At 74.1% G+C, this 12014-nt stretch carries 11 protein-coding genes; 5 read left to right on the forward strand and 6 right to left on the reverse strand.

The genetic code is table 11. The features are described 5' to 3' along the window. On the forward strand, positions 1 to 540 hold a 540-nt coding region (locus AKI01S_RS19815), incomplete at its 5' end, for a polysaccharide deacetylase family protein (RefSeq protein WP_157419954.1). A gap of 80 nt (positions 541 to 620) precedes the next feature. On the opposite strand, the gene AKI01S_RS19820 is transcribed toward AKI01S_RS19815, so the two are convergent. After that, entirely contained in the window at positions 621 to 2225 is a 1605-nt protein-coding gene (locus AKI01S_RS19820; RefSeq protein WP_067819707.1) for a RecQ family ATP-dependent DNA helicase, read from the reverse strand. A 292-nt stretch (positions 2226 to 2517) separates the two neighbouring features. On the opposite strand from AKI01S_RS19820, the gene sigJ (AKI01S_RS19825) reads away from it, so the two are divergent. From sigJ (AKI01S_RS19825) to AKI01S_RS19840, 4 genes are all read left to right on the forward strand, one after another. Then, on the forward strand, positions 2518 to 3489 hold the full coding sequence (sigJ, locus tag AKI01S_RS19825; protein ID WP_067819710.1) for an RNA polymerase sigma factor SigJ: 972 nt from the start codon (positions 2518 to 2520) through the stop codon (positions 3487 to 3489). Next, entirely contained in the window at positions 3480 to 4352 is an 873-nt protein-coding gene (gene sigJ, locus AKI01S_RS19830) for an RNA polymerase sigma factor SigJ (protein ID WP_067819713.1), read from the forward strand. Before sigJ (AKI01S_RS19825) ends, sigJ (AKI01S_RS19830) begins: the two co-directional genes overlap by 10 nt. Positions 4353 to 4421: 69 nt before the next feature. Continuing rightward, positions 4422 to 5576 (forward strand): NAD(P)/FAD-dependent oxidoreductase, encoded by a 1155-nt coding sequence (locus AKI01S_RS19835; protein WP_067819714.1) that lies wholly within the window; start codon positions 4422 to 4424, stop codon positions 5574 to 5576. 363 nt (positions 5577 to 5939) lie between these two features. After that, positions 5940 to 6917 carry a helix-turn-helix transcriptional regulator gene (locus AKI01S_RS19840; protein WP_218009736.1) on the forward strand — a complete coding sequence of 326 codons (978 nt, stop codon included), beginning with the start codon at positions 5940 to 5942 and terminating at the stop codon, positions 6915 to 6917. Between the two features lie 11 nt (positions 6918 to 6928). Here AKI01S_RS19840 and AKI01S_RS54300 read toward each other — a convergent pair whose 3' ends face one another. From AKI01S_RS54300 to AKI01S_RS19865, 5 genes are all read right to left on the reverse strand, one after another. Beyond that, on the reverse strand, positions 6929 to 7537 hold the full coding sequence (locus AKI01S_RS54300) for a phosphatase PAP2 family protein (RefSeq protein ID WP_083999870.1): 609 nt from the start codon (positions 7535 to 7537) through the stop codon (positions 6929 to 6931). A gap of 71 nt (positions 7538 to 7608) precedes the next feature. After that, on the reverse strand, positions 7609 to 7794 hold the full coding sequence (locus tag AKI01S_RS19850; protein WP_067819719.1) for a YegP family protein: 186 nt from the start codon (positions 7792 to 7794) through the stop codon (positions 7609 to 7611). A gap of 175 nt (positions 7795 to 7969) precedes the next feature. Continuing rightward, the gene (locus AKI01S_RS19855; RefSeq protein ID WP_067819721.1) at positions 7970 to 8344 is read right to left on the reverse strand and encodes a group I truncated hemoglobin; all 375 of its coding nucleotides are present in this window, start codon (positions 8342 to 8344) and stop codon (positions 7970 to 7972) included. A 105-nt stretch (positions 8345 to 8449) separates the two neighbouring features. Then, positions 8450 to 9697: an MFS transporter gene (locus AKI01S_RS19860; RefSeq protein ID WP_067819723.1), complete on the reverse strand. Its 1248-nt coding sequence runs from the start codon at positions 9695 to 9697 to the stop codon at positions 8450 to 8452. Continuing rightward, the gene (locus AKI01S_RS19865; RefSeq protein ID WP_067819725.1) at positions 9694 to 11781 is read right to left on the reverse strand and encodes an ATP-binding protein; all 2088 of its coding nucleotides are present in this window, start codon (positions 11779 to 11781) and stop codon (positions 9694 to 9696) included. The genes AKI01S_RS19860 and AKI01S_RS19865 overlap by 4 nt, the downstream gene beginning before the upstream one ends. Positions 11782 to 12014: the final 233 nt, after the last annotated feature.

Genomic DNA, 12014 nt, shown 5'->3' on the forward strand with positions numbered 1-12014 from the left:
AAGCGACTGCTGGACGACCTGCGCAAGGCGAAGGTGCCCGCCACCTTCTTCATGCTGGGGCAGAACGTCGCCGGCAACCGCGCGCTCGTCAAGCGCATGGCGACCGAGGGTCACGAACTGGCCAACCACACCTGGTCGCACCCGCAGCTCACCCAGCTGTCGGACGCGGCCGTGCGTTCCCAGATCAGCCGGACCAACAAGGCGATCAAGGCGGCCAGCGGCGTCACGCCCCGCCTCATGCGGCCGCCGTACGGCGCGACCAACGCCCGCGTCGGCAGGGCCGTGGGGATGCCGCAGATCATGTGGAGCGTCGACACGCTCGACTGGAAGTACCGGGACGTCGCCCGGAACGTGCGCGTGGGCGTCAACACCCCGCGCAAGGGTGACATCGTGCTGTTCCACGACATCCACTCGACCACGGTCGCCGCGATCCCGAGGGTGGTCGCGGGTCTCAAGAAGCGCGGCTTCACCCTGGTCACCGTCTCGCAGCTGTACGCCGGGAAGAAGCTCAAGCCCGGCGGCCTGTACTACAAGCGCTGACCCGGCTCCGCGCCGCCGCGTCGAAGGACGCGGCGGCGCGGGCGCCCTCCGGCACGGGATCCGCGCCGGAGGGCGAGGGCTCAACGGGGAGAACGCTCGCGGGTGAGCAGGCCCCGCTCCGCCACCGCGGCGACCAGGAGCTCTTTGTAGCCCGCCTCGTCGAAGAGGATGGTGACGCGCTCGCGTTCTCCCGCCACGACGACCCCGCCTCCCCACTTGCGGTGCTCGACGCGGACGCCGACGGGGAAGACGCGGTTGTCGAGGCGCTGCTCGGCCCGGCCGGTCTCGCACGTGTCGCAGTGGCCGCAGGGCCGGTCGCGCGCCTCGCCGAAATAGCGCAGCAGGAAGCGGCCACGGCAGTCGGTGAGTTCGCAGTAGCGCCGCATCATCTCGATCCGGGTGCGCGCCACGTCCCGGTGCCGCTGGGCGAGCCGGACGGCGGCGGCGACCGTCTCCCCGATGTCGGCCGCGTGCGGCGCGGGACGGATCCGCCGCCCCAGCCGCACCGCCCCCGCTTCCTGGAGCAGGTTGAGCAACGCGGTCAGGCGGCGAGGGGACACCCCGGCGCGTTCGGCGAGCCCGCCGCGGCCGGTCACCCCGTCCGCGACCGCCCGGCAGACGGCGGTCAGCGTCTCCTCGTCCGGCAGCCCGCCGGTGAAGAAGCGGGGCAGGCCCAGGTCGTCGGCGTGGTAGAAGCAGAGGGCGTCGGCGTCCCGCCCGTCGCGTCCGGCCCGCCCCACCTGCTGGTAATAGGAGTCGAGCGAGTCCGGCACCTGGGCGTGCAGCACGAACCGCACGTCGGGTTTGTCGATGCCCATGCCGAACGCCGTGGTGGCCACGATGATCCGCGTCCGGCCGGTCATGAACGCCTGCTGCGCGTCGTCGCGTTCCCTCTTGCGCATCCCGCCGTGGTAGGGACGCGCCGACGGGAGCCGCCGGCTGAACCACGCGGTGTCCTTGCGGGTGGCGACGTACACGATGCCGGACCCGTCCAGGTCGTGCGCGGCGTCCAGGACGGCCTGGCGCTGCTCGTCGGCGTCGCGGAACGAGCGGACGGCGAGCCGGATCTCGGGGCGGTCGAACCCGTGGACCAGTTTCGCCGGGTCGCGCAGCCGCAGCCGTTCGACGATCTCGTCCCGGACGGGCGGCGCGGCCGTCGCGGTCAGCGCCGCCATCACCGGCCGCGGCGACAGCGCGTCGGCCACGGCGCCGACGCGCAGGTAGTCGGGCCGGAAGTCATGGCCCCACGCCGACACGCAGTGCGCCTCGTCGACCACCACCAGCCGCGGCGGTGTCCGGGCGAGCGTCTCCCGCACGTCGGAGCGCACCAGCTGCTCGGGGGCCATGAAAACGAACGCGGTCCGGTCGCCGCCCAGCGCCGCGAACGCCCGGTCCCGGTCCGCCGCCGACGTCGCCGCGTTCAGGCTGTGGGCCTCGACGCCGTCGGCGCCGAGCCCCTGCACCTGGTCGCGTTGCAGGGAGACCAGCGGCGACACCACCACGGTGGGGCCGCCCAGCATCATCCCGGCGATCTGGTAGACCGCCGACTTCCCGCTGCCGGTCGGCATCACCACCAGCGCGTCCCGCCCGCCGGCCAGGGCCTGGACCGCCTCCCGCTGCCCGGGCCGCAGCTCGGCGAGCCCGAAGACCTCGCGGGCCACGGACGTGATCTCTCCGCCTCGCACGTCCGCCTCCTCGCCATCGACCTGATCCGGACGCCCGACCGTGCTTCCGCGTCGTCAGGCGACCGAAACGCCAGGGCGTCCTGCCCGCCCAGCCCCGTCACTAACCTGCCTTCGCGCACCGGACGGCGCTGAACGAACACCGGCATGGGACCGCGGAGGCCGGGCGTCGGCGGCGTGCGCCAGACTGGGCGTGCCCAGCCCGCCGGATCACGAGGTCGCCCGCCGCCTCACATTTCGGTGCGCTGTCCCGTCGTAGGGGGAGAGCAGACACGACCGAAGGAGCCGCGAGACCATGACCAGCCCGTCCGAGGCGGAAGGCGATCGGCTCGACCCGGGCCTGAGCGCGATCGTCAGCGAGCGGCGCCAGCTGATCGGCCTGGCCTACCGGATGCTGGGCTCGCTGGCCGAGGCCGAGGACGTCGTCCAGGAGACCTACGCCCGCTGGTACGCCATGTCCGCGCCGCAGCGGGAGGCCATCGAGTCGCCGGGTGGCTGGCTGACCAGGGTCGCCAGCCGCATCTGCCTGGACGTGCTCGGCTCGGCGCGGGCCCGGCGCGAGCGTTACGTGGGGGAGTGGATCCCCGAGCCGCTGCCCGGCCACGCCGACTGGGGCGGCGGGCCGCCGCACGGCGCCACCGCCGATCCGGCCGACCGCGTCACGCTCGACGAGTCGGTCAACATGGCTTTCCTGGTGGTGCTCGAGGCGATGACCCCGGCCGAGCGCGTGGCGTTCATCCTGCACGACGTCTTCCGCTACCCCTTCGCCGACGTGGCCGAGATCGTCGGCCGTACCCCGGCGGCCTGCCGCCAGCTGGCCTCCTCGGCCCGCCGCCGCATCCGCGCCGCGCAGCCCTCGGCGACCCCGCCGGCCCAGCAGGCCCGCGTCGTCCGGGAGTTCAAACAGGCCTGGGAGGCCAAGGACATCGGCGCCCTCCTCGGCCTGCTCGACCCCGACGCCACCGCCACCGGTGACGGCGGCGGCCTCGCCACCGCCCTGCCCCGCCCCGTCGAGGGCGCCGAGCAGATCGCGCGCTTCTTCACCGAGCGGGCCCGCGCCGACCGGGCGACGATCCGGGAGTGCACGGTCAACGGTCAGCCCGGTCTGAGGGCCGAGCTGGACGGCACCACCGTGAGCGTGATGGCGTTCGAGGTCGTGGACGGCCGGATCAGGCACATCTGGACGGTGCTCAACCCCGACAAGCTCCGGCCGTGGACGGGGGAGCCGGGAGCGGAGCCGCGGAGCGAGGGGCGAGGGTGGAACTGACCGGCACGGCGGCGGAGGTCGACTGGGAGTCGCACCGGCCCGCGGTCTTCGGGGCGGCCTACCGGATCCTGGGCACCGTGACCGAGGCCGAGGACGTGACGCAGGAGGTCTGGTTGCGCGCGGCCGCGGCCGACCTGTCCGAGGTGCGGGACCTGCGGGCCTGGCTGGTGACCCTGGCCGCCCGCACGTCCTACAACGTGCTGAGGTCGGCGCGCGTCCGGCGTGAGTCCTATGTCGGACCCTGGCTGCCCGAACCGCTGCTGACCGGACCGGACGCCGCCGCCCGGGTGCTCCTGGACGAGTCGGTGAGCACCGCGATGCTGGTGGTCATGGAGACGCTCACCCCCGCCGAACGCGTCGCGCTGGTGCTGCACGACGTGTTCGGCTTCCCGTTCGACCGGATCGCCGAGGTGCTCGGCAACACGCCCGCCGCCAGCCGCAAGCTCGCCTCCCGCGCGCGGGCGCGGGTCGCCGAGGTCCGGGAGCGGCCCCGGGCGTCCAGGGCCGAGACCGAACGGGTGCTCAGGGCGTTCAAGGCGGCCGCCGAGGCGGGGGACATGGCCGCGCTCGTCGGGCTGCTGCACCCCGAGGCCGTCTACGTCGGTGACGGCGGCGGCAGGGCGGTCGCCGCGCGCAGGCCGGTCCGGGGCGCGGAGGCGATCGCCCTGCTGGCGATCAGGCTGGTCGAGATCAGGCGCCCCGACGCGTTCCGGATCGTCGAGGTGAACGGGCAGCCCGCCCTGGCGACCTACCACGGCGGCGAGCTGGTCTGGCTCGACACCGTGGAGATCGCCGACGGGCGCGTCACGACGTTCCGCAGACTGGTCAATCCCGAGAAACTCGCCCCCATCGGTCACATCTGAACCCGCCGTCTTGTCTCCCTGCCGGACCCCCCGACCCCCGGGGGGGCGAGGACGGGAGAGGACGACACGATGGCGCACGTTGTGATCATCGGAGGCGGGTTCGCGGGCGTGTGGAGCGCGGCGGGAGCGGCACTGGCGCGCGGGGACGCGGACCTGCGCGTCACGCTCGTCGCGCCGAACGAGCACCTGGTGCTGCGGCCGCGCCTGTACGAGCCGGAGCCGGACCGGGCCACGGTGGAGCTGCGCAGGGTCCTCGGGCCGATCGGCGTGGAGCACCTGCGGGCCTCGGTGAGCACGATCGACACCGGCCGCCGCGTGGTGGTGGCCGACGGCCGGGAGATCGGCTACGACCGCCTGGTGCTGGCGGCGGGCAGCGCGCTCGTCCGGCCCCGGGACCTGCCCGGCGCCGAACGGCTCTTCGACATCGACACCCTGGACGGGGCGCGGCGGCTCACCGGCCATCTGCGCGACCGCGAGGACTACACCGCCGTGGTCGTCGGCGCCGGGTTCGTCGGGCTGGAGGCCGCGACCGCCCTGGCCGCCCGGGGCCGTGTGCTGCTGGTGGACCGGGCGGACACGGTGGCGGAACCGCTCGGCCCGGGCCCGCGCGCGGAGATCGAGGCGGCGCTGGACGAGCTGGGCGTCGCGCGCCGCCTCGGAACCACGGTGACCGAGGTCGGCGACGGGTACGCCGTCCTGTCCGACGGCGCCAGGGTCGAGGCGGACGCGGTGGTCTGGTCGGTGGGGATGAGGGCCAGCGAACTGACCCGGCAGATCTCCGCCGAACTCGACCACCTCGGCCGGGTGCCGGTCGACCGGCGGCTGCGCGCCCTTCCCGAGGTGTTCGCCGCCGGGGACACGGCCGCGGCGGCGTTCGACGCCGAGCACACGGTCATGCAGGCCTGCCAGCACGCCACCCCGCTCGGCAAGGTCGCCGGATACAACGCGGTGGCCGACCTGCTCGGCAGGCCGCTGCGCGACTTCACCCCCGGCCCGTACGTCACCTGCCTGGACCTGGGCGGCGCCGGTGCGATCTTCACCCGGGGCTGGGACCGCAGGGTGATGGCGTCGGGCGCCGACGGCGCGGCCATCAAGCAGCGGATCAACCAGGCGATCCACCCGCCGGTCGACGACGCCGCGGAGATCCTCGCCGCCGCCGACCACGTCCACCTCGAACTGCCCTTCTTCCCCCGCGACGAGGAGAGGACCGCTCCCGTCGCGTGACCCCCGGAACGCGGCGGCCCACCGAACGGGCCGCCGCGTTCCCCGACGGCCACCACCAGGTTGCCGACCGGCCACCAGCGCACGGCACCGCCTCGAACGGCTCGGTGCGGAACCCTGGCAGTCGCGCCAGATCCGCGTTCACCCGGGTGCGGTTGTTGTTGCGGATGGTGATGCCCTGGCGAACGGCTGCCACAGTGGAGCCCACGACCGTCGTGGCCGTCCGCAGGGTTCATGCTGTCGGCGCGGCGGTATCCCGTTGGGACCGGGAAGGCGGTGGGGTACGCGATGGCTGGGGACCTGGATGCGGCGGACGTGAGCCGGTTGGCGCGGGACCTGTCCGCGCAGGCGCGGCGCGGAGCCGGCATGGCCGAACTGGGCGAGGTGTTCTCGCGGGCGGTGGCGCCCGTCGTGGCCCATGACGCGGCGCGGGTGGTGGGTGCCAATCCCGCGACCCGGTCGGGGTCCTTCAGCTTCTGGCACGGGGTCGAGCCCGGCCTGGGGCAGGCCTGGCTGCAGAACTTCTTCGCCGGCGCCGATCCCTTTCCGGTGCAGGATCTGGCCCGGTGCCCGGTGCCGGTGGGCGTGCGGGGAGAGGGCGGCGGTGACGGCGACCGCGGGTCCCGGCGACGGCTGGCCGCCTACGGCGTGGGGAGCGAGCTGCGGCTGCTCCTACGGGACGCCCGCGGTGTCTGGGGCTCGCTGGGCCTGCTGCGCGCCCAGGGCGGACGGCCGTTCGACGAGCAGGACATGATCCGGGTGGCGCCCCTGGCGCCGGCACTGCTGGCGGCCCTGCGCGCCCACGTGACCTCCAGCCCGCTGGTGCCGGCCGTCGCGGCGCCGCCGCCGGGAGTGCTCATCGTCGACGACGGCCACGCCATCCGCGCGACCACCCCGCACGCCCACGCGTGGACGCGGCTGATGCGCGCCCCCTGGCCCCACCTGCACTGGATCATCGAGCCGTTCATGGCCGGGCTGGCCAGGAAGGCGCGTGCCCACGCCCGCGACCCGTGCGCGACCCGGCCGCTGGTGGTGGGGCCCGCCGCCAGCTTCGGCCGATGGATCGCCTTCCAGGCCGAACCGCTGGACGACGGCACCGCCGACGTCGCGATCACCGTTCTGGCGGCCACGGGCGACCAACTGCTGCCGACCTTCTGCGACTGGTACCAGCTCACCCCGCGCGAACGGCAGGTCCTCGCCCTGCTGCGCGACACGATGACGCCCAAACAGATCACCCGCCGCCTGGGCCTGTCGGCGCACACCGTCAACGACCACCTCAAGGCGATCCACCGCAAGACCGGGGCCAGCGGACGAGACGAACTCCTCGCCGCCCTCACCAACTGACCACAGCGGTCTCACCCCGGCCGGTCCCGGACCGGGAGGTGAAGGGCCAAGGCCACGGTGACGCCGAGCAGAGCTCCGGCGGCCACGTCGCTGGGGTAGTGGGCCGCGGTGTACACCCGCGCGTACGCGACCCCGACGGCCAGGACTCCCAACGGAGCCCCCACCCGCGGGGCGGCCAGGGCCGAGGCGGTGACGAACGCCGTCGCCGCGGCGGTATGCCCCGAGGGGAAGGACCCCGACTCGGGAACCCGGCCCGGGCGTCGCCGCCGTATCCGCTCCGGCGGGCGGGACCGGCCGATGAGGTTCTTGGCGGCCGCGTTGCACACCGGGCTGGTCAGCAGCATCGCCGCCAGGCCCCAACGCGCCGCCTCGCGGCTCTGCCGACCGCCGGCGGCGGCCATCACGGCGGCCACCGCCCACCACGCCACCAGATGGTCGGTGGCGCGCGACAACCTCGGCATCCACCGGTCCAGCATCGGATCGGGGTGGGCCACCACCCATTCCAGCACCCGGCAGTCCAGCCGCCGCGCCCGGCCACGGGCCGCCCGGCAGGCGCCGATCACCGCCTGCCAGGCCCGGGCCCCGTGCTGATCGTCCGCTCGCGGTCGCCTGTCCAGCATCTCCCCCCTCGACACCTCGACAGGGCCCGCGCGATCGGGCGCGATCACCCCGTGTCCTCCGCGGTCGCCGTTCAGGAGGCGGTCTGGTCCTCCAGCTTCGCGTCGGTGGCGTTCTTGCGCACCGACTCGATCCCGTTCAGCGCCGCCGCCTTGCTCTCGTAGCTCTCGCTGGTCGCGATCACCTGGCCGTTCGAGGCGACCAGGTTGAAGTGGAACTTGCCGGTTCCGCCCTTCTTGAGCACGAACTTGCCAGCCACCGACCCTCTCCCTTCATCAACGGGACGTACTCGACATCACGGACACATCGTGACGTCACCGGCACTGTGTGCCCCTGCATGTCCCGTTCACACCTCCCGCTCCCCACCGGCCCGCTCCGGCCGATGACCCCACCGGAGTCACCGAGTGCCGGGGTCAGGGTTTTCGGAAGACCGCCTAGTCCGCCGGTCGGCGGGCGGGGAGGGAGACCACGGCTTCGCGTTGTTCCTGGAGGTGTTCGCAGAGCACCGTGAGGATGCGGGGGTCGATCCCCAGGGAGCCCGCGGCCGCTTCGAGGTGCTCGATGAACGCGTCGAACTCCGGGTCGGTGATGTGGAGCAGCAGATGCGTCTCCCTGAGGCCGCGCGCCTCGTAGGTGTGCGGGCCGCCCAGCAGCGCGGTGAGGAACTGGGCCTGGTGGTAGGCGAGCCAGCCCATGTCCCTGCCCCGGAAGTGGGAGACCAGCCTGTGGTCGGTCAGGACGCGCGCGTAGAGACGGGGCACGAGGGCGGCGACGGTCTCGGCGCCGCCGATCTGCTCGTAGAGGCTCATCGGGGCCTCTCAGGGGGGATCGCCGCCGGAAGGACCCTCGTAGGATAATGCCGCTGGGTGATCGTTCGATTACGGTACGCGCGAACTGGTCGGCGCGGACGTCGGTCAGCCGACGCCGCGCACGTTCCGGACGGTCAGTCCGGCGAGCAGCGTCAGGGCCGCGGCGACGACGAACAGGGTCTCGTATCCACCGAGCGAGGTGACGACCGGACCGGCGACGAAGGGGGCCAGGGCCTGCGGCCCGGTGTAGGAGATGTTGACGACCCCGAGGTCGCGGGCGCGGTGGGCGGCGGTGGGCAGCACCTGGGTCACCAGGGCCTGGTCCACCGACAGGAACGCGCCGTGCCCGACGGCGAGCAGCGCGGTGCCGACGAGCACGGCGGGCCAGCTCGGCCACAGCGCCCACATCATGATCCCCGCGGTCACCACGGCGCTGCCGCCGACGGCCATCCCCCTGCGCCGTCCCGTGCGGTCGGAGACGACGCCGCTGAGGAGCGCCGAGACGACGAGGACCGCGGTGAAGACCACGGAGACCTCCAGTACCCCGTCCGCTCCGGTCTTGCCGGGGAAGCGTTGCTCGTAGCGGACCTCGTCGACGAGGTAGTAGAGCACGTAGACCGTGGCCAGCGACCATCCGGTGAAGAAGAGCGCGCGGCTGGTCCAGGCCCACAGGAAGTCGGCGCGGTGAAGCCGGCCGGGACGTCCCGGCCCCGGCCCCGGCGACGGCTGGGATCTTCGCGGAGCCGCGGACGGGCGGAACGTCAGCAGCGCGAAGACGGCGGCGAACAGCAGCACCACCGCGCCGGTGAGCAGGAACGCGGGGCCGGTCCCGGAGACGACCCGCGTCACGGCGAAGACCGGCAGCAGCGCGCTCCCGGCGGTGATGCCCATCCATCCCGCGACGGTCGCGCGCTGCCGGACCGGGACCTGGTCGGCCAGCTCCGCGGTGAGGCTCGCCTGCATGGTGTTGAGCCCGGCCTGGGCGGCGCACCACCCCGCGAGCGTTCCGGCCGCGGTCCGCTGCCCGGCGAGGAACACCAGCGCCGCGGCCGCCAGCGCCGCGCCGCCCAGCGTCCAGGGGTGGCGGCCGAACCGTCCGATCGTGCGGTCCGACAGCGCCCCGGCCACCGGGCCGACGACCATCGCGACGACCGCACCCGCCCCGCTGACCAGCGCGAACACGGTCTCCTTGGCGTCCGGCGCGATCTCCTGCAACCGGACCGGGAGCAGCACCGCCAGCGGGGCGTAGTGGCCCATCCACAGGCCCAGGTTGGCGAGGGCGAACGCGGCGATCCAGCCGCTCCGGACCGGCCGTGCGGGCTCTTCCGGCCGCGGGCCCCGACCTCCGCTCAGCGTGTCTCCCCGCGCCCCGCGGCCGGATCGGCTCCGTTCGCCGGCGGCCCCGGACGGTGCGCACGCGCTCCGGGGCCCTCACCGAGCGCGTAACCGTAGGCGTCGTCCAGCTCCAGGTCGCGGCCCTGCCGGAAGGCCTCGTCGAACCCGTCGTCGCCGAGGAGCTCGCGGGCGGCCCGCTCGCACTCGCGGTGCCCGGCGGCCCAGAACGGCACCTGGTCGATCCGCATCCCCGTCGTCAGGCACAGCCGGTCGACGCCGCCGAGCAGACGCGCCGCGACCTCGCCCCGGCCGGAGGCGGCCGCGCACCAGGCCCGCAGCTCGATGCCCAGCGCCGCGCCCGCGACGTCCCCGAAGCGCCGTTTGATCCGCAGCGACTCCCGGTTGTGGGCGTCGGCGTCGGCGAGGTCGCCGCGCCGCCACGCGTCGAGGGCCAGGCCGTAGTGGGCGATCGAGCGGGCCCACAGCTCACCGCGCCGACGGCACTGCCGCACGCAGTCCCGGAGCGTCCGCACGGCGTCGGCGCGGCCGAGCCTCGCCAGCGAGACCCCCAGCTGCGCCATGGTCAGCAGCGGGCCCGGCCCGGCCGCCTCCAGCGCCGGCCGGTGCGCGGCGAGCGTGTCCGCCAGCAGGTCCACGGCGGTGGCGTCGTCGCCCCTGACGAACGCGGTGAGCCCGGCCATGTGACCGACGTAGGCCAGGGCGGTCTCGTCCCCCGACGCCCGTGCCGCGCGGCGCGCCAGGTCGAGCCGGGCGGCGGCCACCTCCGCCTCGTAGTGCTCGACGTCCACCCACGTGGACACCCACAGGGCCTTGGCGAGCTCCGGGCCCGACCCGATGCCCTGCTCCAGGGCGCGCCGCAGGTAGTAGCGCCCCTCCCGGTGATGACCGCAGGCGCTCCACAGCGGCCACAGCGCGGCCGACAGCTCCAGCGCCTTGGCCGACCCCATCTCCAGGCAGTGGTCCAGCGCCACCCGGAGGTTGGGGAACTCGGCGATGACCCGCCCGGTCCACCCGAGCTGGTCCGGGCCGGACCACTCCGCCTCGGCGCGCCTGGCCAGCCGCAGGCACGCGTCCCGGTGGCGCCGCCGGACGACGTTCTCCTCTCCCAGGTCGCGCAGCCGCTCCAGCCCGTACTCGCGGATGGTGTCCAGCATCCGGAACCCGGCGCCCTCGCGCTGCACGACGGACTGTTCCACCAGCCTCGGCATGAGCTCGGCGACCCGCGCGGGGGACAGCGGCGCGGCGCCGCAGACCTCCTTGGCCAGGTCCAGGGAGTAGTCGCCGACCAGCACCGACAGCCGCGCCCACAGGAGCCGTTCGAGGGGTTCGCACAGCTCGTGGCTCCAGCCGATCGCCGACCGCATCGTCTGGTGCCGGGGGAGCGGCGTGTAGTCGGCGGTCAGCAGCCCGAACCGGTCGTCCAGCGCGGCCTCGATCTCCTTGGGCGTCAGGTGCCGCAGCCGTGCCGCGGCCAGCTCGATCGCCAGCGGCAGGCCGTCCAGCAGGGTGCACAGGCGTGTCACGGTGTCCAGGTCGCCGGGGCCCAGGACGAACCCCGGCACCGCCTCGGCCGCCCGGTCGGCGAAGAGCGCGACCGCGTCCATGGCGGTCGCCGGCTCGTGGGCGGAGACCGGTGCCTTCGCGCCGCGGTCACCCGGCAACGGCAGCGGCATGACGGCGTAGACGCGTTCGCCCTGCACTCCCAGGGGAATCCTGCTGGTGGCCAGGATGCTCAGGTGGCGGCATTGGATGAGCAGCTCGCCCGCCAGTTCCGCGCAGCCGGCGAGCAGGTGCTCGCAGGTGTCGAGGATCAGCAACAGGCGCTTTCCCGCCAGATGGCCGGCGAGCAGCTCGACGGGAGGCCGCGCGGTCTGCTCGTTCACCTCCAGCGTGGAAGCGACGGTGTGCGCGAGCAGGACCGGGTCCTGCAACCCCGACAGGGGGACCTGCCAGACGCCGTCGGGGAACCGTTCGTGCAGGCCGGACGCCGCCTGCGTGGCCAACCGGGTCTTGCCCACCCCGCCGACACCGGTCAACGTCACCAGCCGGGACGACTTCAGAAGGTCCCGGACAGCGCGCACCTCCGCGCGTCGGCCTACGAAACTGGTCAGTTCCGTAGGGAGGTTGCCGGATCGGCGCACGGGGGGTTCCGCCATGGGATCTCCGTGATCGGTCAATGCCTAGACCGCACCAGCCTAGGCAAGCGCCGGTTACGTTGCGGGGGATTTCGGCAACGTTCGGTAAAGGCGCGGGAGGCGGGGACCGTCCTGCTTCCGTCGGACGGCGGCCCGTTCGAGAACCGCGCAAGCCGCGG

The sequence above is a fragment of the Actinomadura kijaniata NBRC 14229 genome, assembly GCF_001552175.1.
GTDB classification, from domain to species: Bacteria; Actinomycetota; Actinomycetes; order Streptosporangiales; family Streptosporangiaceae; genus Spirillospora; species Spirillospora kijaniata.